The sequence below is a fragment of the Pseudomonas sp. BCRC 81390 genome, from assembly GCF_030341915.1.
GTDB lineage: Bacteria > Pseudomonadota > Gammaproteobacteria > Pseudomonadales > Pseudomonadaceae > Aquipseudomonas.
On the sequence record NZ_JATAAG010000066.1, the window covers coordinates 202,226 to 223,812 of the forward strand.

Genomic DNA, 21,587 nt, shown 5'->3' on the forward strand with positions numbered 1-21,587 from the left:
GCGCTATTGGTCGGTAGGCGGCAGCGGTTGCTGCTCGACGCCAGGGCCGACGCTGACCAGTACCTTGTGGTTGAGATCAAGCCGACGTTGCATGACCGAGCGCACATCAGCCGGAGTGATCGCACTGATGCGCTCGACGTAGGTGTTTAGATGATCGGCGGGCTGGCGTTGATGGGTGACCTCGGTGAGCAACTCGGCCAGGCTCTGGTTGCGCGCCACGGCACGCAGCAAGGTACCGGTCAGCTGCTTGCGGGCGATTCGCAATTCCGCCTGGGTTGGCCCCTTGTCGATGAACTCACGCAGCAAGGTCTCTACCAGGACCTGCGAGCCTTGGAGATATTGCGGCGCGATTTCCCACTCGACTGCGAACAACCCTCCCGCACTCAAAGGCTTTACCGTGCTGTAAATGCCGTAGGTCAGGCCGCGACGTTGGCGCAACTCCATCATCAAGCGGGACTCCAACCCCCCTGAAAGTATTTCGCTGGCCAAAATCAGAGGCATGAACTCTGGGTCATTGGCCGGCACGTTCATGGGCAGTGCAAGCACATTTGCGGCGCTTTCACCGGGTTGCTGGACGTTGATCGTTGCGCTGGTTACCGCTGGTACTTCCGGCATCTCAGCGGCTGTCCAGCCCTGGGGCAGAGCTTGGCTGATCCGTTGAGCGATGGCTTGGGCTTCGCTCAAGGAGAGGTCCCCCACCATGACCATTTCAAGGTTGCTGGCAGCATAGGCGCGTTGATGGAAGCTGCGCAGATCATCCACAGTTACGGCTTCTATCCCCTGCGGAGTGCTTCCCAGCACATTGCTGTAAGGATGACTATTGAACAGATGACGGAATGCTTCGTTGCGTGCCTTCACGCCAGGCTGCCGTTCGCGCGATGCATTCAGGTGTTGTAACTGCGGTTTTATCTTGTCCAGTTCAGACGGCTGGAACGCGGGATGTGCGACCAGATCGATAAACAGCCCCAGTGCCGCGTCGAGCCTTGTCGTGTTGCTAAGACTGAGCAAACTGAGCGTGGCATGCTCCAGGCGTATCGCTTTTTGGGTGATTGCGCCCAGGCGCTCCAGATGCTCTGTCCGCTCGGCGGCCGTATGCCGCTGGCTGCCTTCCTCCAGCATGTAGAACGTCAGGGCTGCCAGGCCGGACCGGTCGGTATCCTGGCTGGTACCAGCCTTGAAACGCAATACCACATCGACAATTGGCAGACCATGGGCCTCGATGAACTTCACGCCTGTGCCGGCCATCGTGGTCCAGGCCCGGACTGGCACATGCGGGCTTTCGAACTGGTCCAGGTCAACCCCTTGGGTGGACAGCAAGCTGCTACCAACACTGTTGGCAACAGCTGATTGTTGGGCAGTCGAAATGGTGTCATGCATGGGTGCTCTCCTTGGAGTGCATGAAAGTCATGGCAGCTCGGGATTCGGTAAGGTAGTCGTAGGCAGCCTGGCCCACTTGTTCTGCCGTCACAGCCTCTATGGCTTGTCGCTCGTCATCCAGAGCAACCGGGTCCAGCCCGCAGGCCGCCTGTTTGCCGATGGCATGCGCCTGTTTGTCGATGTCATCCCGTTCGAACAATTGTCTGGCCAGCAGGCGTGCCTTGGCGCGTTCAAGCTCCTGCTTGGCAGGTGCCGCTTGGCGAAACGCTCCGATCTCGAGCATCAATCGCTCAGCAGCGGCCTCTGGTGCGACGTGCGGGCTGCAGAATGCATAAAGGGCCAACGTGCTGTCGCCGCGTTGCCAAGGCTCATAGTTCACCCGCATGCCCTGGAGTAGCGGCTCGTCCAGCACCAGCAGCCGCTGCAACCTGCTGGCATGGCCGTCGGCAAGAATTTCCGGCAGTAAGCGCAGCGCATAGGCTTGCGCATCTGAACCGGCGGTGCGCTGGCTGGGCAGGTTGAACCCGAGGATTGTGCCCGTGTACAGACCAGGCAGGCGCAGGGTCTGCTGGCGCCTGGTCGGGCCGGGGTGGCCCATCGGTACCTGGCGCGTGGGCAGGCGATAGGCCGGTATGTTGGCAAAATGCCGAGTAACGAGTGTTTGCAGCTGCGGCAGGGTGATGTCGCCGGCCACCGCGAGCGTGGCGTTATTCGGGTGATACCAGGTCTGGTACCAGGTTTGGGCCGCCGCCGGCGTTATATGCTCAAGATCGAGTTTGTGACCAATCACAGGCGTGCCATAGCCGGAATTGCCATAGGTCAGCAACTGGTGATGCTCCAGCGCAAGTGCCAGCGGGTTGTTGTCGACATTTTCACGGCGCTCGGCCATGACTACCGCCAGTTCCCTGGTAAACGGCAAATCGCTGAGGGTGGCGCTGGCCATCACATCGGCCATGGACTCCAGGGCAATTTCCACGCGGCTGGCCGGCAATGTGAGCGGGAAGACGGTGGCATCCGAGAACGTGAAGGCGTTTGGATTGCCCCCAAGATGGGTCATGAGCGTCGAGTATTCGCCTGGCGCCAGCTTGCTGCTGCCTTCGAACAGCAGATGCTCCAGTGCGTGGGACAGGCCGGTGTGGCCCTGCGGTTCGTAACTGGACCCGACGTGATACCAAAGCTGCACGCTGACCAGCGGGGCACGGTGGTCTTCGCGCAGGTAGACGCGCAAACCGTTGTCGAGGATCAACGATTGCACCGCACTTGTCGGTGTGTGCGGGGAGGGGCGATCAGTCATGGTTGAAGTGCTCCTTCAAGAACGAAGAAGCAGCTTCAGCGATGGTGCGGGTGGGTTGGCGGTAACTAAATAGGCCAACCCGTGCTACCGGTCAGGCCCGTTGCCAGAGTGCGTAGTATACCTGGCCGGTTTTCTTCTCGCGGTGCAGGCGCCAGTTGCCAGGCAGCTGCAAGGTCGACGGCGCGCTTTCGCTTTCGGTGTAGACCCAGGCCTGTTCCTGCAGCCACTGGTTCTGCTCCAGCAGGTTACAGGTGTTGGCCAGCAGGTCCTGATGGAATGGCGGGTCGAGGAACACTACGTCGAACTGCTGCTTGGCCGGACCCTGCAGATAGCGCAGGGCATCGGTCTGCAGGATCTGCCCGCGTGGGCAGCGCAGGATTTCGAGGTTGTTCTTCAGGTTGGCGATGGCGGCCGGGTTGCTGTCCAGCGCTACGGCGTCCTCGGCCCCGCGGGACAAGGCTTCGAGCACCAGGGCACCGCTGCCGGTAAACGCGTCCAGCACACGGGCGCCCTCGATATGAGGGGCCAGCCAGTTGAACAGGGTTTCGCGCACGCGGTCAGGCGTTGGCCGCAGGCCTTCGCCATCCGGAACCGCCAGGCGGCGGCTGCGCCACTCGCCGGCGATGATACGCAGGTGACCCTGGCCCTTGCTCTGGCCCGGTTGCGGGCGGGCGGGAGGGGTGGTTCTTGGCATTAGTGCTCCGGTACCCCGAGCGCTTGCCCGGAGGGTTTGTCGGTAGGTGCTGGCAGCGGTTTCTGTGGCACTTTCGGGCCCACGGTGACGATCACCAGTTTATCGGCTGACAGGTGTTTGTTCATGGCCGCCTTGACCTGTTCGACGGTGAGCGCCTGGGACTGCTGCATGAAGTCCTCCAGCCAGGTCAACGGCAGGTTGTAGAAGCCAATTGCGCCCAACTGGCCGACGATGCTGGCGTTGCTGGCATTGGACAGCGGGAAACTGCCGGCCAGCTCGCGCTTGGCATCGTCCAGCTCTTGCTGGGTGGGACCGGCCTTGAGGTAGTCGGCAAGAATGTCCTGCACCAGCTTGAGTGTGCCTTCGCTCAGCTCGGCACGGGTCTGCAGGTTGATCATGAACGGGCCGCGTACCTGCATCGGGCTGAATGCCGAGTATACGCCGTAGGTCAGGCCGCGTTTCTCCCGAACCTCGGTCATCAGCCGGGTGCCAAACGCGCCACCGCCGAGGATCTGGTTGCCCAGTGACAGGGCTGGCCAGTCCGGGTCCTGACGATCGATACCAAGCTCGGCCAGCATCAGGTGGGTCTGCTTGGACGGGAAGTCGATGTGGGTGAGGCCTGCCTTGGCTTCAGTGGGCTGGGCGGGGGCAGCCAGTGCCGGGCCCTTGGGCAGGCCGGCGGACACTTGGGCGGCGATGGCTTCGGCCTCGGCGCGGCTGAGGTCGCCGACCAGGGCGATGACTGCGTTGCCACCGGTATAGGCTTTGGCGTGGAAGGCGCGCAGCTGGGCCAGGGTGATGCCGTTGATGCTTTCCGCGGTACCGTCGCTGGGGTGGGCATAGGGGTGGTCGCCATAGAGCCTGGCGAACAGGGCCTTGCCAGCGATCTTGCCGGGGTTCTGCTTGTCGTATTCGAAGCCGGCCAGCATCTGGTTCTTGATGCGCTTGAGGGCGTCTGCCGGGAAGGTCGGTTTGCCGGCCACCTCGGTAAACAGCTTCAACGCCGCGTCACGCTTGTCCTTGGCGCTGAGGCTGCGCAGCGAGGCCACGGCCATGTCGCGGTAGGAGCCGTTGCCAAAGTCTGCGCCCAGGCCTTCGAAGCCTTCGGCAATGGCGGTCACGTCCTTGCCGGCCACACCTTCGTTGAGCATGGCGTTGGTCAGGGCCGCCAGGCCTGGCACGCCGCCATCCTGGCTGCTACCGGCAGCGAAGGTTACGCGCAGGTCGAACATGGGCAGCTCGCGGGCTTCGACGAACAGCACCCGGGCGCCTTCAGCGGTACTCCAGTGCTGGATGTTCAGCTGGCGCCGGCTGGGCGCCTTGCCATCCAGCTCGGCCAGCGACTGCAGGGTGTTGGCCGGGCGTGCGGCGTTGCTTTCAGCCTTGGCGATGGTGTCGGCCATGGCCGGGCTGGCCAGCACGGTCGCCAGGACCAAGGCACGGATACCGGTGGCCAGCAGGGTTGGGCGTGGTGCGCGGCGGTCACTCATGAGCGGACTCCTCGGGCAGTACATGGGCAACGCTCAGGCGTTCGCGGGTGAAGTAGGTGCGCGCGGCGTTCTGGATGTCCTGCGGGGTAATGCGCTCGAGCTCCTCCAGTTCGGTGTCGATCAGCTTCCACGACAGGCCAACAGTTTCCAGCTGACCGATGGTGGTGGCCTGGCTGCTGATGGAATCTCGGTCGTAGACCAGGCCGGCGATGACCTGGGCGCGCACGCGCTCGAGTTCCTCGGTGCTGGGCGGGGTGGTCTTGAGCTCATCCAGCAGCTGCCAGATGCCCTTTTCCACGTCCGCCAGGGACTTGTGCTTCTGCACGTTCGGTGTGGCCGAGATCAGGAACAGGCTGTCGCCGCGGGTGAAGGCGTTGTAGCTGGACGAAGCGCCGGCCACCAGCTCCTGGCCACGCTCCAGGCGCGCCGGCATGCGCGCGCTGTAGCCGCCATCAAGCAGCGCCGAGATCAGGCGCAGGGCATGTACCGTGCGTGGGTCCTTGGCAGTGGCCAGGCCGGGGACGTTGAAACCGTAGATCAGGCTGGGCAGTTGGGTGCGTACGTGTAGGGTCAGCTGGCGCTGGCCGGGCTCGGCCAGTTCCAGGGGCAACTTGGCTGGCGGCACGGCACGCCTGGGGATGCTGCCGAAGTACTTCTGTGCCAGGGCCCTGACCTCGTCGACGCTGACGTCACCCACGACGACCAGGGTGGCATTGTTGGGGGCGTACCAGGATTCATACCAGCGGCGCAGCTCTTCGACCTTCATGCGTTCGAGGTCGGCCATCCAGCCGATGGTCGGCGTGTGATAGCCGCTGGCCGGGTAGGCCATGGCGCGGAACAGCTCGAACGCCTTGGCGTTGGGCTGGTCGTCGGTGCGCAGGCGGCGTTCTTCCTTGATCACCTCGATTTCGCGGCTGAACTCGTCAGCTGGCAGGCGCAGGCTGGCCAGGCGGTCGGCCTCCAGCTCCAGGGCCACCGGCAGGCGGTCGCGCGCCAGCACCTGGTAATAGGCGGTGTAGTCATCGCTGGTAAAGGCGTTTTCCTCGGCACCGATGTCCCGCAGGATGCGCGATGCCTCGCCAGGGCCGACCTTGGCGCTGCCTTTGAACATCATGTGTTCCAGCGCGTGGGACAGGCCGGTCTGGCCCGGGGTTTCGTAGCTGGAGCCAACCTTGTACCAGATCTGCGAGACCGCCACCGGGGCGCGATGGTCCTCGCGCACGACCACTTTCAGGCCGTTGTCGAGGATGAATTCGTGGGTGGGTTGCACATCGGCGGCGAAGGCTGCCAGCGGCAGGCACAGCGTGCCGAGCAACAGGCCTGCGGCGCGGCGGGCTAGAGCATTCATACGGTGTTTAACCTGTTCGGCGGCCCGCCGGGTTTAGCGTCGGTGGGCCAGGAGGTGCTAGGATACTGATCCGGTTGCCTGGCGACCATGCCTGTCGCCGTTCTGGCCCACAGGACATCAAGACAAAACGTTGCGCATGAACCAGCCGGCTTCAAGATAGTCTGTTCTGCGTAGAGAGAATTCCCGATGCGCCGTAGCTGGCCCATCGCTACCCTGAGATAGCCGTCTTCCATGTTTGGTTCCAATGACGACAAAAAAGCACCGGCCGAGGCTGGTGAGAAGAAAGGCCTGTTCAGCTGGTTTCGCAAGAAGCCGCAGCAACCCGTGGGGGCGGGCTCGCCCGCGCACGAGAGCCACGCCGTCGAGCAGCCTGCAGCCGCTCCGGTAGAGGCCCCTCTCGGCGAAGCGCCGCAGGCCGCTGAGCCCGTCCAGGCCCCCGCGACCCCGGTACAGGTCGAGCCGCAGCAGCTCGCCGAAGCCGCCCAGCCCCCGGTAGCCCAGGCGCCGACACCCGAACCGGTGGCTTCCCAGCCGTTGCAGGCCCCCGAGCCTGAATCGGTCGCCTCCCAGCCACTGCTGGCGCCAACGCCGCAGCCGATTGCATCCGTACCCTTGCAGACGGCTCCGGTCGAGCCTGCTGCCGTGGTCGAACCTGCTGCGCCGGTCAGCAACCTGGTACTGCCGGTCGCTGAGGAACCTGTGGCGTTGGTACCGGACCTGGAGCCGAAGGCCCCGCCTGCCATTCCGGAACGTCCTGCGCCAGAACCCGTCGCTCCTGTGGCTGCGGCCGCAGCGCCGGTCGAATCTGCACCTGCACCTGCACCGACCGAGCAGGCCAAGCCCGGCTTCTTCGCACGCCTCAAGCAGGGCCTGTCGAAGACCAGCGCCAGCATCGGCGAGGGCATGGCCAGCCTGTTCCTGGGCAAGAAAGTCATCGATGACGACCTGCTCGACGAAATCGAGACCCGCCTGCTGACCGCCGACGTCGGCGTGGAAGCGACCTCGACCATCGTCCAGAACCTGACCCAGAAGGTCGCCCGCAAGCAGCTGGCCGACGCCGACGCCCTGTACAAATCGCTGCAGGAAGAACTGGCTGCGTTGCTGCGTCCCGTCGAACAGCCGCTGGTGGTGCAGGCGCAGAACAAGCCTTACGTGATTCTGGTGGTTGGCGTGAACGGCGCCGGCAAGACCACCACCATCGGCAAACTGGCCAAGAAGCTGCAACTCGAAGGCAAGAAAGTGATGCTGGCCGCCGGTGACACCTTCCGTGCCGCGGCGGTCGAGCAGTTGCAGGTGTGGGGCGAGCGCAACCAGATCCCGGTGATCGCCCAGCACACCGGGGCCGATTCCGCCTCGGTGATCTTCGACGCCGTGCAGGCTGCCAAGGCCCGTGGCGTCGACGTGCTGATTGCCGATACCGCCGGCCGCCTGCATACCAAAGACAACCTGATGGAAGAGCTGAAGAAGGTCCGCCGGGTTATCGGCAAGCTCGACGCCGAAGCACCGCACGAGGTGCTGCTGGTGCTGGATGCCGGTACCGGCCAGAACGCTATCAGCCAGGCCAAGTACTTCAACCAGAGCGTCGAACTGACCGGCCTGGCCCTGACCAAGCTGGACGGCACCGCCAAGGGCGGGGTGATCTTCGCCCTGGCCAAGCAGTTCAAGTTGCCGATCCGCTTCATCGGTGTCGGTGAAGGCATCGACGACTTGCGCACCTTCGAAGCCGAGCTGTTCGTCAAGGCTCTGTTCGCCGAGCGAGACTGACCATGATTCGATTCGAACAGGTTGCCAAGCGTTATCCCAATGGTCATGTGGGTTTGCATGAGCTGAGTTTCCGGGCGCGCCGGGGCGAATTCCTGTTCGTCACCGGCCACTCGGGTGCTGGCAAAAGTACCTTGCTGCGTCTGCTGCTGGCCATGGAACGTCCGACCAGCGGCAAGCTGATGCTGGCCGGGCAGGACCTGGGGCAGATCAGCAATGCACAGATCCCATTCCTGCGCCGGCAGATTGGCGTGGTATTCCAGAACCATCAGCTGTTGTTCGACCGCACCGTGTTCAACAACATCGCCCTGCCCCTGCAGATTCTCGGCCTGTCCAAGGCCGAGGTCGCCAAGCGCGTGGACTCGGCCCTGGAGCGTGTGTCGCTGGCCGACAAAGGCGAGCTGTTCCCGGCCGACCTGTCCACCGGGCAGCAACAGCGGGTGGGTATCGCCCGCGCCATCGTGCATCAGCCGGCCCTGCTGCTGGCCGACGAACCCACCGGTAACCTCGACCCACGGCTGGCTGCGGAGATCATGGGCGTGTTCGAGGACATCAACCGCCTGGGCACCACGGTATTGATCGCCAGCCACGACCTGGCACTGATTGCGCGCATGCGCCACCGCATGCTGACCTTGCAGCGCGGCCGCTTGATCGGCGATGGGGAGGCCGGGCAATGACCACTACACGCACACCAAAAGTTTCCGAGCGGGTCGCGCCGAAGCCGGCCGATCCGCAACCGGCAAAGAAAAAACACGGTGATGACGATGACGGCCCGGATTTCCGCACGCTGCTGCATGCCTGGCTGGAAAGCCACCGTGCCAGCCTGGCCGACAGCCTGCGTCGTCTGGGCAAGCAGCCGATCGGCAGCTTCTTCACTTGCCTGGTAATGGCGGTAGCGCTGAGCATGCCCATGGGCCTGTCGCTACTGCTGAAGAACGTCGAAAAGCTTGGTGGCTCGTGGCAGCGCGCCGCGCAGATTTCGCTGTACCTCAAGCTCGATGCCGGCAGCCGCGAAGGCGAGGCGCTGCGCGACGAGATCAAGGGCATGCCCGGTGTGGCTGACGCGCTGTATGTCAGCCGCGAGCAGGCGCTGGAGGAATTCCAGCAGCAGTCGGGCCTGGGCGAAGCCCTGCGTGAACTGCCCGACAACCCGCTGCCAGGGGTGGTCGTGGTGACCCCCACCGAGGTCGACAAACCGGCGCTGGAAGCCTTGCGTCAGCGCTTGTCCGAGCTGCCACGGGTTGAGGTGGCGCAGCTCGACCTGCTGTGGGTCGAGCGCCTGGCGGCGATCCTCAAGCTGGGTGACCGTTTCGTCTTCGGCTTGGCTGTGATGCTGATTTCTGCCCTGCTGTTAGTAATCGGTAACACAATTCGGCTACATATTGAAAACCGCCGCACCGAGATCGAAGTGATCAAGCTGGTTGGTGGGACCGACGCCTACGTGCGGCGGCCTTTCCTGTACATGGGCGCCCTGTATGGCCTGGGCGCGGGCCTGTTGGCCTGGGGTATCCTGGCGTTTGGCCTGAACTGGCTGAACGAGGCGGTGGTAGGGCTTTCCGGGCTGTACGGCAGTGACTTCGCCCTGGGCGGGGTGCCGGCGTCCGATGGTCTGTCGCTCTTGATCGGAGCGGTGCTGTTGGGGTATATCGGTGCATGGATTGCAGTCGCCCGCCACCTGAACGAGCTGGCGCCGCGATAGTTTTTAAGTGCCAGCATTGACAGATTCTTCACTATGGAACTTGTACCGTCGTTCCAGGTCAATGTTGGCAGCGCCCACAAGGCGCGAGTCTGGTAAGTCGGAGGTTCTTGAATGACCACATCGTTGCAACCTGCCTATGCCCTGGTACCCGGTGCAAACCTGGAAGCCTATGTGCACACGGTCAACAGCATTCCGCTGCTGACGGTCGAGCAGGAGCGTGATCTGGGCGAGCGTCTCTATTATGAGCAGGATGTCGAGGCCGCTCGCCAAATGGTGATGGCCCACCTGCGTTTCGTCGTACATATCGCCCGTAGCTACGCCGGCTACGGGCTGGCCCAGGCCGACCTGATCCAGGAAGGCAACGTCGGCTTGATGAAAGCCGTCAAGCGCTTCAACCCGGAAATGGGTGTGCGCCTGGTGTCGTTCGCCGTGCACTGGATCAAGGCGGAGATCCACGAGTTCATCCTGCGCAACTGGCGCATCGTCAAGGTGGCCACCACCAAGGCCCAGCGCAAGCTGTTCTTCAACCTGCGCAGCCAGAAGAAGCGTCTGGCCTGGCTGAGCAACGACGAAGTGCATCGCGTGGCGGAAAGCCTGGGCGTTGAGCCGCGTGAAGTGCGCGAGATGGAAAGCCGCCTGAGCGGCCAGGACATGGCCTTCGACCCGGCAGCGGAAGCTGACGACGACAGCGCCTTCCAGTCGCCTGCGCACTACCTGGAAGACCACCGCTACGACCCGGCGATGCAGCTGGAGGATGCCGACTGGAGCGACAACTCCACCAGCAACCTGCACGAAGCGCTGCAAGGGTTGGACGAGCGTAGCCGCGACATTCTGTATCAGCGCTGGCTGGCCGAAGAAAAGGCCACGCTGCATGAGTTGGCCGATAAGTACAGCGTTTCGGCTGAGCGGATTCGCCAGTTGGAGAAGAATGCGATGAACAAGGTCAAGGCATTGATCGCTGCCTGATCGAGTTTTGGTTGAAAGAAAGCCGCTGGCCCTGATCGGGTAAGCGGCTTTTTTTTTCAGGCTATTAGGTTTGGCGCCGCTATGCGTCACGAAACGGCTGCGCGGCTTAAAACCTGTGCGAAGAATCGAGCTGCATCAGATAGCTGGGCCCACCCAGCTGGCTCATCTGCCGCCGAATCCATCCGGCCCGGCTGGCCACATAGGCGCTCGGCCGACTGGCACTCCACTTGATCGGGCTTGGCAGCACTGCCGCCAGCTGCGCGGCCTGCTGGCGGCTGAGTCGGCTGGCATCAACGCCAAAGTGGTAACGCGCCGCCGCCTGGGCGCCGAACACACCCTTGCCCCATTCGGCACTGTTCAGGTAGACCTCGAGAATCCGTTCCTTCGACCAGAACAGCTCGATCAGTGCGGTGAACCAGGCCTCCAGCCCTTTGCGCAACCAGCTGCGCCCGGACCACAGGAACAGGTTCTTGGCCACCTGCTGGGTCAGGGTGCTGGCACCGCGAATGTTGCCGCCGCGCTCGTTGTAGGCTAGCGCCGCCTGTATGGCCGGAATGTCAAAGCCCCAGTGGTTGGCGAACTTCTGGTCCTCGCCAGCGATGACCGCGACCTTGAGCTCGTCAGAGATGTTCTCCCAGGGCTCCCAGTCCCGCTGCAGGTCGATTGGCTCGCCATTCACCCACGACTGCACCTTACGCTCGACCATCAACGCTGTACCGGGTGGTGGCACCCAGCGGAACACCAGCACCAGCACGATGCTGCCGGCAGCGAACCAGAGCAGGGCACGGGAGAGGCGGCGGAGAAGGGTTGGCAGCATGGCGATGGCTTGGCCGTACGGGTGGAAGGGGCCATTATACAGACCCGATCCAAGGAGTCGTCCCATGCTTCGCAGCTTCCTGATGCTTGCCGCCTTTTTCGGCTTTACCGGTGTCGCCTTGGGCGCGTTTGCGGCTCACGGCCTGAAAAGCCGGCTGACAACCGACTACCTGGCGATCTTCCAGACTGGTGTGACCTACCAGCTGGTGCACGCCCTGGCGATCCTCGGGGTCGCGGTGCTCTCGGCCCACTTGCCTGGGCGCCTGGTGGGCTGGGCGGGCGCGCTGTTTGCCGTGGGCATAGTGCTGTTCTCCGGCAGCCTGTACCTGCTCACCCTCAGCGGCCTGGGCAAGCTCGGTATCATCACCCCGCTTGGCGGGCTGTGCTTCCTCGCCGGCTGGTTGTGCCTGGGCCTGGCGGCCTGGCGGCTAGGCTGACCAAGTAGTCCACAATCGCGACTAATGGCGTGCACCGCCCTTGGGTTGCAGGGCGGTTCGGCGCTAGAATGCGGGCCCCAAAGCACAATGGTGGCCGTGCGCATGCGCATTCAATTGAACGGTGAACCTTACGAATTGCCCGCTGGCGAGTCCGTCGCAGCCCTCTTGGCCCGCCTGGAGCTGACCGGGCGTCGCGTCGCGGTGGAACTGAACCTGGATATCGTGCCGCGTAGCCAGCACGACAGCACGCTGCTGAATGATGGCGACCAGGTTGAGGTGGTCCACGCCATTGGTGGCGGCTGACCGCGGCCCGGCGGTTCACCTGCAAGCCCTGCAACCTTTTCCCGAGGAACAACCATGAGCAACGTTCGTAGCGACAAGCCCTTCACCCTGGCCGGGCGCACCTTCCAGTCGCGCCTGCTGGTCGGTACCGGCAAGTACCGTGACATGGAGGAAACCCGCCTGGCCATAGAGGCCTCGGGTGCCGAGATCGTCACCGTTGCCGTGCGCCGCACCAATATCGGCCAGAACCCGGGCGAGCCGAACCTGCTCGACGTGTTGCCACCGGATCGCTACACCATTCTGCCGAACACCGCCGGCTGCTATGACGCGGTCGAGGCCGTGCGTACCTGCCGTCTGGCCCGCGAACTGCTGGATGGCCACAACCTGGTCAAGCTGGAAGTACTGGCTGACCAGAAAACCCTGTTCCCCAACGTGATCGAAACCCTCAAGGCCGCCGAAGTGCTGGTCAAGGATGGTTTCGACGTGATGGTCTACACCAGCGACGACCCGATCATCGCCCGCCAGCTGGCCGAAGCCGGCTGCATCGCGGTCATGCCCCTGGCTGGCCTGATCGGTACCGGCCTGGGTATCTGCAACCCCTACAACCTGCAGATCATCCTGGAAGAATCCAAGGTGCCGGTGCTGGTCGATGCCGGCGTGGGTACTGCTTCCGACGCCACCATTGCCATGGAAATGGGCTGCGAAGCGGTGCTGATGAATTCGGCCATTGCCCACGCCCAACAGCCGGTACTGATGGCCGAGGCCATGAAGCACGCCATCGTCGCCGGCCGCATGGCCTACCTGGCCGGCCGTATGCCGAAGAAACTCTATGCCAGCGCCTCCTCGCCGCTGGAAGGTCTGATCAAGTAAGAGCCCCTGATGACTGAATCGCACGATACGCCGAGCACCCCTGACGGCGAAGCCCGCCCGCACCGCCGCATCAAGAGTTTCGTGATGCGCGCCGGGCGCATGACCGAAGGCCAGCAACGCGGCCTGGAGCAGGGTGGCCCGCTGTACATCCTGCCGCTGGCCGACAGCCCGGTGGACTACGACCAGGTGTTCGGCCGTTCGGCGCCGCGCACCCTGGAGATCGGCTTCGGCATGGGGCATTCGCTGCTGGAAATGGCGGCTGCCGCGCCGGAGCAGGATTTTATCGGTGTGGAAGTGCACCGCCCCGGCGTGGGCGCGCTGCTCAACGGCGTGCTGACCCAGGGGCTGAAGAACCTGCGGGTGTATGACTGCGATGCTATCGAAGTGCTGAACCGCTGCGTGGCGGACAACAGCCTCGACCGGCTGATGCTGTTCTTCCCCGACCCATGGCACAAGGCACGCCACCACAAGCGCCGCATCGTTCAGCTGGAGTTCGCCGAGCTGGTGCGGCGCAAGCTCAAGCCGGGCGGTGTGTTGCACATGGCTACCGACTGGGAGCCCTATGCCGAGTACATGCTGGAAGTGATGAGCGCGGCCCCGGGCTATCGCAACCGTGCGGCCGACGGCACCTATGTGCCACGCCCGGAAGAGCGCCCGATCACCAAGTTCGAACGCCGCGGCGAGCGGCTGGGGCATGGGGTTTGGGATTTGAAGTTCGAGAAGGTGGATTGATTGGCTGGGTAGCCGTTCGATGTGCTGAGGCCTGCAGAAGTGCAGGCGAAGAAAAACCGCTCTGAGAAGAGCGGTTTTTTTATGGGAGCGACAAGACTGAGCATCCTTCGCCCTTGGGTATCACCGAAAAACATTCCCATGCTTTTCGAAGGCATCGAAGTACCGGTTAGACGCTGGAAGATTGGCCCGCCAATTCGGGGGCCAAGGCATATGAAGCGTTTGCCTGATGCGCTGAGTCGCGTCTTGAGGCTTGTCCAGATCTTGATTGTGTTCAAGACCGTTCCGGTGTGGGAGCGGGTTTACCCGCGAAGCAGGCGACGCAGTGGATGGCACAGGCTTCGCCCGTGTTCGCGGGGCAAGCCCGCTCCCACAGGAATAACGCCAGCCTTGGACATTTGAGCAACAGTTGCTTCCACAGGTGTAGTGCAACTCGAAGCCAGCGCAGTACTTGTGGGAGCGGGTTTACCCCTCGAAGCAGGCGACGCGGAGGATGGCACCGGCTGTGCCGATGTTCGCGGGGCAAGCCCGCTCCTACAGGAATAACGCCAGCTTTGGACATTTGAGTAAGACAGTTGCTCCTACAGGTGTAGTGCAACTCGAAGCCAGCGCAGTACCTGTGGGAGCGGGTTTACCACGCGAAGCAGGCGACGCGGAGGATGGCACCGGCTTCGCCGGTGTTCGCGGGGCAAGCCCGCTCCTACAGGAATAACGCCAGCTTTGAATATTTGAGCAAGACAGTTGCTCCTACAGGTGTAGTGCAACTCGAAGCCAGCGCAGTAGCTGTGGGAGCGGGTTTACCCCGCGAAGCAGGCGACGCGGAGGATGGCACCGGCTGTGCCGGTGTTCGCGGGGCAAGCCCGCTCCCACAGGAATAACGCCAGCTTTGGACATTTGAGCAAGACAGTTGCTCCACAGGTGTAGTGCAACTCGAAGCCAGCGCAGTACCTGTGGGAGCGGGTTTACCCCGCGAAGCAGGCGACGCGGAGGATGGCACCGGCTGTGCCGGTGTTCGCGGAGCAAGCCCGCTCCTACAGGAATAACGCCAGCTTTGGACGTTTGAGCAAGACAGTTGCTCCACAGGTGTAGTGCAACTCGAAGCCAGCGCAGTACCTGTGGGAGCGGGTTTACCCCGCGAAGCAGGCGACGCGGAGGATGGCACCGGCTTCGCCGGTGTTCGCGGGGCAAGCCCGCTCCCACAGGAATAACGCCAGCTTTGAATATTTGAGCAAGACTGCGGCTCAGCCGCGGCGGTCCGCCACAACGCCGATCAGCACCAGCACCACCAGCAACACCGGCGCCAGCGCATAGTTGTTGAACTGGCCCAACCCCTTCACCACCCATGGTGTGGCATAGATCAACGCCGCACCACTGCCGATCATCACCAGCAAGGCCATGAATGGCACGCGCAGGGCGCCGGCCAAACCGCCCAGGCGCTGTTCCACCCAGCCTTTGATATCGGTGCCGAACAGCACCAGCAGGCAGCCTACCAAGGCCAGCGAAATCTCCGACAAGTTGCTGCGGCTCCAGCGCGAAACCGTCGCGAGCAGATCAAGTACCAGATCCATGGGTCATCCTTAGCTCAAGAAATACTGCAGCAGGTCATTGAGGAACAGCTGGCCTCGTGGCGTTGCCACCAGTCGATCCGCTTCGACCTGCAAAAGGCCCTTTTGTTCGGCGGCGCGCCGCGCTTCGCGCAGCTGTTCCAGAGGCAACCCGGTGCGCTGGGTGAACAGTTCAGCCTCGACACCATCAGTCAGGCGCAGGGCATTCATCAGGAACTCGAACGGCAGTTCGTCGACCGGCAGCAGCTTTTCGCCGGCCTTGAACGGCTTGGCCAGGTTCAGGTAGTCCTTGGGCAGGCGGGTTTTCCAGGTGCGCAGGATGCGCCCGTCGGCAAAGGTCAGTTTGCCGTGGGCACCGGCACCGATGCCGATGAAGTCGCCAAAGCGCCAGTAATTGAGGTTGTGCCGCGCGGCGCGACCCGCCTGGGCATAGGCCGAGACTTCGTACTGGCGGAAGCCGTGCTCGGCCATCAGCGCCTGGCCGGCTTCCTGGATGTCCCAGAGGATGTCGTCCTCGGGCAGCTCCGGTGGCTGGTTCCAGAACACCGTGTTCGGCTCTACCGTCAGCTGGTACCACGACAGGTGCGTGGGCCCCAGTTCGATCGCCTGGCGCAGGTCGCCCAGCGCGTCGTCCAGCGACTGCTCGGGCAGGCCGTGCATCAGGTCCATGTTGAAGTTGTCGAAGCCGGCGGCACGCGCCATGCCGGCGGCGCGGACCGCTTCATCGCCATTGTGGATGCGCCCGAGCGCCTGCAGCTTGGCTGGCTGGAAGCTCTGCACACCGATCGACAGGCGGTTGATGCCGGTTTGCCGGTAGGCCTTGAACTTGTCCTGCTCGAACGTGCCCGGGTTGGCCTCCAGGGTGATTTCGATGTCTGGGGCAAACGCAATGCGTTGCTCCACGCCTCGCAGCAGCCGGCCGAGGGCATCGGCGCTGAACAGGCTGGGCGTACCGCCACCGAAGAAGATCGAACTGATCGGCCGGCCTTGCACCGCGGCCAATTCCTGGTCGAGGTCGCTCAGCAGGGCTGCGACATAGGCATCTTCTGGAAGATCAGGCCCGGCGGCATGGGAGTTGAAGTCGCAGTACGGGCATTTGCGTACGCACCACGGGATATGGATATACAGCGCCAGCGGCGGCAAGCTGGTGAAGCCCGCCGCGCCGGGGGTGGACAGCGTGTCGATCATGCCAGGCCCAGACGTTGACGCAGCAGGGCCATGGCGCGCGCGCGGTGGCTGAGCTGGTTCTTCTCCGCAGGGGCCAGTTCGGCGCTGGAGCAGCCGCGCTCCGGTACCCAGAACAGCGGGTCATAGCCAAAGCCGTGCGCGCCGCTGGCCTCGAACATGATGCGCCCGTGCCACAGGCCTTCGCACAGGATCGGCAGCGGGTCGTCGGCATGGCGCACCAGTGCCAGCACGCAGACGAACTGCGCACCGCGTTCGGCTTCGGGCACGTCCTTCAGGGCTTCGAGCAGCTTGGCGTTGTTTGCCGCGTCACCCTTGCCGTCGGCATAGCGTGCCGAATAGATACCGGGCGCACCGCCAAGGAAGTCCACTGCCAGGCCCGAATCGTCGGCCAGGGCCGGCAGGCCGGAAATGCGTGCGGCATTACGCGCCTTGAGGATGGCGTTCTCGACGAACGACAGGCCGGTTTCTTCCGGCTCTACCTGGCTGAACTCGCCGATCGAGCGCAACTGCACCGATGCGCCAAGCATGGCCTGGAGTTCCTTGAGTTTGCCTGCGTTGTGGCTGGCCAATACGAGTTGCTGGAAATTCATCATTCGCCTGGGAACACTTCCTGGTTGAAGCTGAGGGAATTGCTGATGCCGCCGGTTTCGATGTTGAGGTCGAAGGTGACGGTCTCTGCCTGGTCGATCTTGAACTGGGCGATGTAGTACACCGCGCCTTGCTCGTTGATCTGCTTGAACGACAGCGGGCTGCTGCGCCCGGTCAGGTCCTTGACTGTGCCGCTGACTACCGCGATGGCGGGTTTGTTGGCCCGGAGCACGGCAATGTTGAGCACGCCCTGGTTCTTGCTGCGCACCAGCCCGGTGGCCGCAGCCACCTCCGGTGTCAGCATGCTTGAAGTAAACGCGCTGTAGTGTACCGTCACGTCGCCAAACACTTCCTTGCGCTCGGGGCGGGCTGCATCGGCAGCCAGCACCGGCAAGGCCAGGCACAGGCTGATCAGGAACAAGGCTAGGCGACGCATGGGGTGGTTCCTCCGCTGGGCGTCAGACAGCGAGCTGGTGCTCTTGCAGGCCCGGGCTGCTGACGCGGTAGATACCAATCTCACCTAGAAGATTAGGCCAAAGCCGGCCACCCCACCCATTGCGGTGCAAGTGGTCGACAGCCAGGCGGTCAAGCACCTTGGCCTTGCGCTGGTGCACCAGTTCTTCGAAGTCGGCAAAGGTGCAGAAGTGGATGTTCGGCGTGTTGTACCAGGTGTACGGCATGAAGTCCGACACTGGCATGCGGCCCTTGGTTGCCAGGTACCAGCGGCAACGCCAGTGGCCGAAGTTAGGGAAGGTGATGATGCACTGGCGGCCCACGCGCAGCATCTCGTCAAGGATGCGGTCGGGGTACTCCACGGCCTGCAGGGCCTGGGTCATGATCACCACGTCGAAACTGTTGCTGGCGAAGTTGCCCAGGCCTTTGTCCAGGTCCTGCTCGATAACATTGACGCCCTTGGCCACGCAGGCGGCGATGTTGTCGGCGTCGATCTCCAGGCCATAACCGGTGACCTGCTTGCGGTCACGCAGCGAGGCCAGCAGTTCACCATTGCCGCAGCCCAGGTCGAGTACCCGGCTGCCGGCGGGGATCCAGTCGTGGATGATTTCCAGATCGGCTCTCATGCTGTCCTCAGATGGCAATGCGGTTCATGTAGTTCGCGAAACCCTGCATGTAGCGAGGCGTGGGGATCAGGAAGGCATCGTGTCCATACGGCGAGTCGATCTCCAGGTAGCAGACGTTCTTGCGCGCGGCCATCAGGGCGTTGACGATTTCGCGCGAGCGGGCCGGGGAGAAGCGCCAGTCGGTGGTGAACGACATGATGCAGTAGTCCGCCTTGACGTGGGCCAGGGTGGCCGCCAGGTCGCCGCCATGGGCAGCAGCCGGGTCGAAGTAGTCCAGCGCCTTGGTCATCAGCAGGTAGGTGTTGGCGTCGAAACGCCCGGAAAACTCTTCGCCCTGGTAGCGCAAGTAGCTTTCGACCTGGAATTCGACGCTGTGGAAGTCGTAGTTGAGCTTGTCGCTCTTCAGCTCACGGCCGAATTTCTCGCCCATCGAGTCGTCGGACAGGTAGGTGATGTGGCCGACCATGCGCGCCAGCATCAGGCCCCGCTTGGGGATCACGCCCTGGTCCTGGAACGAACCACCGTGGAATTCAGGGTCGGTGAGGATGGCCTGGCGCGCCACTTCGTTGAAGGCGATGTTCTGTGCCGACAGCTTGGGCGCCGAGGCGATATCGACACAATGGCGCACGCGCTCGGGGTAGCTGATGGTCCACTGCAGCGCCTGCATGCCGCCCAGGCTGCCGCCGACCACGGCAGCCCATTGCTGGATGCCCAGGCGTTCGGCCAGGCGCACCTGGCTATGTACCCAGTCTTCCACGGTCAGCACCGGGAAATCGGCGCCATAGGGCTTGCCGGTGGCCGGGTTGATGCTGCTGGGGCCGGTACTGCCGTTGCAGCCGCCCAGGTTGTTCAGGCTGACCACGAAGAAGCGGTTGGTGTCGATCGGCTTGCCAGGGCCGATGCAGCTGTCCCACCAGCCCGGCTTGCGGTCGGTGGCGGCATGGTAGCCAGCGGCATGGTGGTGGCCGGACAGGGCATGGCAGATCAGCACGGCGTTGCTGGCGCTGGCGTTGAGGGTGCCATAGGTTTCGTAGACCAGTTCATAGCTGGCCAGCGAGCGGCCACAGGCCAGGGCCAGCGATTCATCGAACCGGGCTGTTTGCGGTACTACCAGACCGACGGAATCTTCGGGAAAGACAGTGGACATCGACCCTGCTCACGCTTGACGGAGGCGTCAGTCTAAAGAGCGCTACCCCCAGCGGCAAGCAGAGGCTTGCCGCTGGAAAGCAACCAGGGCCGGGGGCGGCTCAGATCATCCGCCACAGCTCTTGTGGCATGCCGGCGTAGGCGGCCAGCGGCGGCATCACGAACGACTGGATCACCTGGATCGCGAGGAAGGCGAAGATTGGCGAGATGTCCATGCCGCCCAGGTTGGGCACGATGCGGCGGAACGGTGCCAGCACTGGTTCGCTGATCTGGTAGGCCAGTTCGGCGGCCGGGTTGTGGCTGTTGGGGGCTACCCAGGAAACGATCACCATGACGATCATCGCCACCCAGAAAATCTTCAGGAACAGCGAGGTGATACCGATGATTGCCCACATCAGCAGGTGCAGGATATCGCCGAAGGTACCGTAGGTGACCATCAGCACGAAGCCCATCAACAGCGCCTGGATGACCACCGAAAGCAGCAGCGACGAGGTGTCCAGCCCGCCGACACTGGGGATGACCCGGCGAATCGGCCTGAGCAGCGGCTGGGTGGCGCGTACCGCGAACTGGCAAAGCGGGTTGTAGAAGTTGGCCTTGACCAGCTGCAGCACGAAGCGCAGCAGGACGATCACCAGGTACAGGCTGACCAGGGTTTGCACCACGAAGATCGCGGCGCCGGACAGTGCATTCATCTGGAACTCCTTATTTGCCCAGTTGTTCGGCCAGCTGCGCAGAGCGTGTGGCGGCGGCCTGCAGGGCCTGTTCGACGATGGCTTCGAAACCGCTGGCCTGGAACGATTTGATCGCTGCCTCGGTGGTACCGGCGGGCGAGGTGACACGGCGGCGCAGCTCAGCAGCATCGACATCGCTGGCGACCGCCATGTGCGCAGCGCCCAAGGCCGTCTGCAAGGTCAGCTGAGAGGCAGTTTCGCGTGGCAGGCCGAGCTTTTCGCCTGCTGCGGTCATGGCCTCGATCAGCAGGAAGAAATACGCCGGGCCGCTGCCGGAGACCGCTGTCACGGCGTCCAGTTGCTGTTCCTGCTGCAGCCACAGGGCGGTACCCACGGCCGACAGCAGTTGCTCGGCCTGCTGGCGCTGCTCGGCGGAAACCTCTGCGGTCGCGTACAGGCCGCTCACGCCTTGGCGCAGCAGTGCGGGGGTGTTGGGCATGCAGCGGACCACCGGGCGAGCGCCAAGCCAGCTTTGCAGGCTGGCGCAGGTAATGCCAGCGGCGATGGAAACGATCAGCTGGCCATCCTGCAGGTGCGCTTGCAGCGTCTGACACACGGCTTTCATGACCTGCGGCTTGACCGCCAGCACGATCACGTCGGCGCCGTCGATGGCCTGGGCGTTGTTCTCGAAGGTTTCGATGCCGTGTTCGGCCTGGATGCGGCTGCGGGTCTCGGCGCCCGGGTCGCTGGCGCGGATCTGCGAGGCGTCCAGGCCCTGGGCACGCAGACCACCGATCAGGCTGGCGGCCATGTTGCCGGCGCCGATAAAGGCAATACGTGTCTTGCTCATGTCAGGTCCTTGTTGGAAAGAGTGAGTAAAGCATGGGATCAGGCGTGGCCGCTGTAATCGCGGGCACCGAACAGGGCAGTACCGATACGCACCCACGTCGCGCCCTGGGCAATGGCCGCTTCCAGGTCGTGGCTCATGCCCATGGACAGGGTGTCCAAGCCAAGGCCCAGGCTTTCCTGCAACTGGCGCAGGGTAGCAAAGGCGGCCTCCTGGGCGGCGCGGTCATCGGTGGGTTCGGGAATGGCCATCAACCCGCGCAGCTGCAGGTTGGGCAGCGCGGCTACCGCCTTGGCCAGGGCCGCCAGCTCAGCCGGTGCGCAGCCGGATTTGCTGTCTTCGCCGCTGACGTTCACCTGCAGGCAGATATTCAGCGGCGCCAGCCCGGCAGGACGCTGTTCCGACAGGCGTTGGGCAATCTTCAGACGGTCCACGGAATGTACCCAGTCGAAATGTTCGGCGATGGCTTTGGTCTTGTTCGACTGAATGGGGCCGATGAAGTGCCAGATCAAGGGCAAGTCGCTGAGTGCCTGCTGCTTTGTCAGTGCTTCTTGTAGGTAGTTTTCCCCGACATCACAAACGCCAGCGGCGTGGATTTCGCGGATGGCACTGGCGGGCTTGGTCTTGCTCACGGCCAGCAGCTGGACGCTGGCCGGATCACGCCCGGCAGCCTGGGCAGCGCTGGCGATACGGGCGGAAATGGCGGAAAGGTTGTCTGCTAGGGTGGACATGGACTGATG

23 protein-coding genes are annotated in these 21,587 nt (G+C 63.5%); 8 read left to right on the top strand and 15 right to left on the bottom strand.

What is annotated here, in order from left to right; genetic code table 11:
• Window positions 1-3: 3 nt before the first annotated feature.
• The 5 genes from QSV36_RS17595 to QSV36_RS17615 form a co-directional block, all read right to left on the bottom strand.
• A complete protein-coding gene (locus QSV36_RS17595) occupies window positions 4-1,377 on the bottom strand; it encodes a M16 family metallopeptidase (protein WP_289133539.1) in 1,374 nt (457 codons plus the stop codon).
• Window positions 1,370-2,671 carry a M16 family metallopeptidase gene (locus QSV36_RS17600; protein WP_289133540.1) on the bottom strand — a complete coding sequence of 434 codons (1,302 nt, stop codon included), beginning with the start codon at window positions 2,669-2,671 and terminating at the stop codon, window positions 1,370-1,372. Before QSV36_RS17600 ends, QSV36_RS17595 begins: the two co-directional genes overlap by 8 nt.
• A 91-nt stretch (window positions 2,672-2,762) precedes the next feature.
• A complete protein-coding gene (gene rsmD / locus QSV36_RS17605) occupies window positions 2,763-3,365 on the bottom strand; it encodes a 16S rRNA (guanine(966)-N(2))-methyltransferase RsmD (RefSeq protein WP_289133541.1) in 603 nt (200 codons plus the stop codon).
• Window positions 3,365-4,855 (bottom strand): M16 family metallopeptidase, encoded by a 1,491-nt coding sequence (locus tag QSV36_RS17610; protein WP_289133542.1) that lies wholly within the window; start codon window positions 4,853-4,855, stop codon window positions 3,365-3,367. Before QSV36_RS17610 ends, rsmD begins: the two co-directional genes overlap by 1 nt.
• A complete protein-coding gene (locus QSV36_RS17615) occupies window positions 4,848-6,203 on the bottom strand; it encodes a M16 family metallopeptidase (RefSeq protein ID WP_289133543.1) in 1,356 nt (451 codons plus the stop codon). The genes QSV36_RS17610 and QSV36_RS17615 overlap by 8 nt, the downstream gene beginning before the upstream one ends.
• Window positions 6,204-6,434: 231 nt before the next feature.
• On the opposite strand from QSV36_RS17615, the gene ftsY reads away from it, so the two are divergent.
• The 4 genes from ftsY (at window position 6,435) to rpoH (ending at window position 10,629) form a co-directional block, all read left to right on the top strand.
• Window positions 6,435-7,967, top strand: a complete 1,533-nt coding sequence (gene ftsY / locus QSV36_RS17620; RefSeq protein WP_289133544.1) for a signal recognition particle-docking protein FtsY — start codon at window positions 6,435-6,437, stop codon at window positions 7,965-7,967.
• 2 nt (window positions 7,968-7,969) lie between these two features.
• Entirely contained in the window at window positions 7,970-8,641 is a 672-nt protein-coding gene (gene ftsE, locus QSV36_RS17625; protein ID WP_056794328.1) for a cell division ATP-binding protein FtsE, read from the top strand.
• A complete protein-coding gene (gene ftsX, locus QSV36_RS17630; protein ID WP_200626478.1) occupies window positions 8,638-9,663 on the top strand; it encodes a permease-like cell division protein FtsX in 1,026 nt (341 codons plus the stop codon). Before ftsE ends, ftsX begins: the two co-directional genes overlap by 4 nt.
• A 111-nt stretch (window positions 9,664-9,774) precedes the next feature.
• The gene (gene rpoH, locus QSV36_RS17635) at window positions 9,775-10,629 is read left to right on the top strand and encodes an RNA polymerase sigma factor RpoH (RefSeq protein ID WP_170033417.1); all 855 of its coding nucleotides are present in this window, start codon (window positions 9,775-9,777) and stop codon (window positions 10,627-10,629) included.
• A 106-nt stretch (window positions 10,630-10,735) separates the two neighbouring features.
• Here the strand turns inward: rpoH and mtgA are convergent, their stop codons facing one another.
• Window positions 10,736-11,446, bottom strand: coding sequence for a monofunctional biosynthetic peptidoglycan transglycosylase (mtgA, locus tag QSV36_RS17640; RefSeq protein ID WP_289133545.1), 711 nt, complete (start codon window positions 11,444-11,446; stop codon window positions 10,736-10,738).
• A gap of 64 nt (window positions 11,447-11,510) precedes the next feature.
• On the opposite strand from mtgA, the gene QSV36_RS17645 reads away from it, so the two are divergent.
• The 4 genes from QSV36_RS17645 to trmB all read left to right on the top strand — a co-directional run bounded on the left by QSV36_RS17645 (window position 11,511) and on the right by trmB (window position 13,766).
• Entirely contained in the window at window positions 11,511-11,882 is a 372-nt protein-coding gene (locus tag QSV36_RS17645) for a DUF423 domain-containing protein (RefSeq protein WP_289133546.1), read from the top strand.
• Window positions 11,883-11,984: 102 nt separating this feature from the next.
• Complete coding sequence (gene thiS / locus QSV36_RS17650; protein WP_003257817.1) at window positions 11,985-12,185, top strand: sulfur carrier protein ThiS; 201 nt, start codon at window positions 11,985-11,987, stop codon at window positions 12,183-12,185.
• A gap of 54 nt (window positions 12,186-12,239) precedes the next feature.
• The gene (locus tag QSV36_RS17655; RefSeq protein ID WP_043208630.1) at window positions 12,240-13,034 is read left to right on the top strand and encodes a thiazole synthase; all 795 of its coding nucleotides are present in this window, start codon (window positions 12,240-12,242) and stop codon (window positions 13,032-13,034) included.
• A 9-nt stretch (window positions 13,035-13,043) separates the two neighbouring features.
• Entirely contained in the window at window positions 13,044-13,766 is a 723-nt protein-coding gene (gene trmB / locus QSV36_RS17660; protein WP_289133547.1) for a tRNA (guanosine(46)-N7)-methyltransferase TrmB, read from the top strand.
• A 1,238-nt stretch (window positions 13,767-15,004) separates the two neighbouring features.
• Here the strand turns inward: trmB and QSV36_RS17665 are convergent.
• From QSV36_RS17665 to QSV36_RS17705, 9 genes are all read right to left on the bottom strand, one after another.
• Entirely contained in the window at window positions 15,005-15,331 is a 327-nt protein-coding gene (locus QSV36_RS17665) for a DUF3392 family protein (protein ID WP_023378203.1), read from the bottom strand.
• A 9-nt stretch (window positions 15,332-15,340) separates the two neighbouring features.
• Entirely contained in the window at window positions 15,341-16,516 is a 1,176-nt protein-coding gene (gene hemW, locus QSV36_RS17670) for a radical SAM family heme chaperone HemW (protein ID WP_289133548.1), read from the bottom strand.
• On the bottom strand, window positions 16,513-17,109 hold the full coding sequence (rdgB, locus tag QSV36_RS17675) for an RdgB/HAM1 family non-canonical purine NTP pyrophosphatase (RefSeq protein ID WP_289133549.1): 597 nt from the start codon (window positions 17,107-17,109) through the stop codon (window positions 16,513-16,515). The genes hemW and rdgB overlap by 4 nt, the downstream gene beginning before the upstream one ends.
• Window positions 17,106-17,540 carry a DUF4426 domain-containing protein gene (locus QSV36_RS17680; RefSeq protein WP_289133550.1) on the bottom strand — a complete coding sequence of 145 codons (435 nt, stop codon included), beginning with the start codon at window positions 17,538-17,540 and terminating at the stop codon, window positions 17,106-17,108. The genes rdgB and QSV36_RS17680 overlap by 4 nt, the downstream gene beginning before the upstream one ends.
• A 22-nt stretch (window positions 17,541-17,562) precedes the next feature.
• Entirely contained in the window at window positions 17,563-18,183 is a 621-nt protein-coding gene (gene metW / locus QSV36_RS17685; protein ID WP_289133551.1) for a methionine biosynthesis protein MetW, read from the bottom strand.
• A 7-nt stretch (window positions 18,184-18,190) separates the two neighbouring features.
• On the bottom strand, window positions 18,191-19,330 hold the full coding sequence (metX, locus tag QSV36_RS17690; protein ID WP_289133552.1) for a homoserine O-succinyltransferase MetX: 1,140 nt from the start codon (window positions 19,328-19,330) through the stop codon (window positions 18,191-18,193).
• 100 nt (window positions 19,331-19,430) lie between these two features.
• Window positions 19,431-20,021, bottom strand: a complete 591-nt coding sequence (locus tag QSV36_RS17695; RefSeq protein WP_289133553.1) for a YggT family protein — start codon at window positions 20,019-20,021, stop codon at window positions 19,431-19,433.
• A 10-nt stretch (window positions 20,022-20,031) separates the two neighbouring features.
• Window positions 20,032-20,850, bottom strand: coding sequence for a pyrroline-5-carboxylate reductase (gene proC / locus QSV36_RS17700; protein WP_289133554.1), 819 nt, complete (start codon window positions 20,848-20,850; stop codon window positions 20,032-20,034).
• Window positions 20,851-20,888: 38 nt separating this feature from the next.
• A complete protein-coding gene (locus QSV36_RS17705; RefSeq protein WP_289133555.1) occupies window positions 20,889-21,578 on the bottom strand; it encodes a YggS family pyridoxal phosphate-dependent enzyme in 690 nt (229 codons plus the stop codon).
• Window positions 21,579-21,587: the final 9 nt, after the last annotated feature.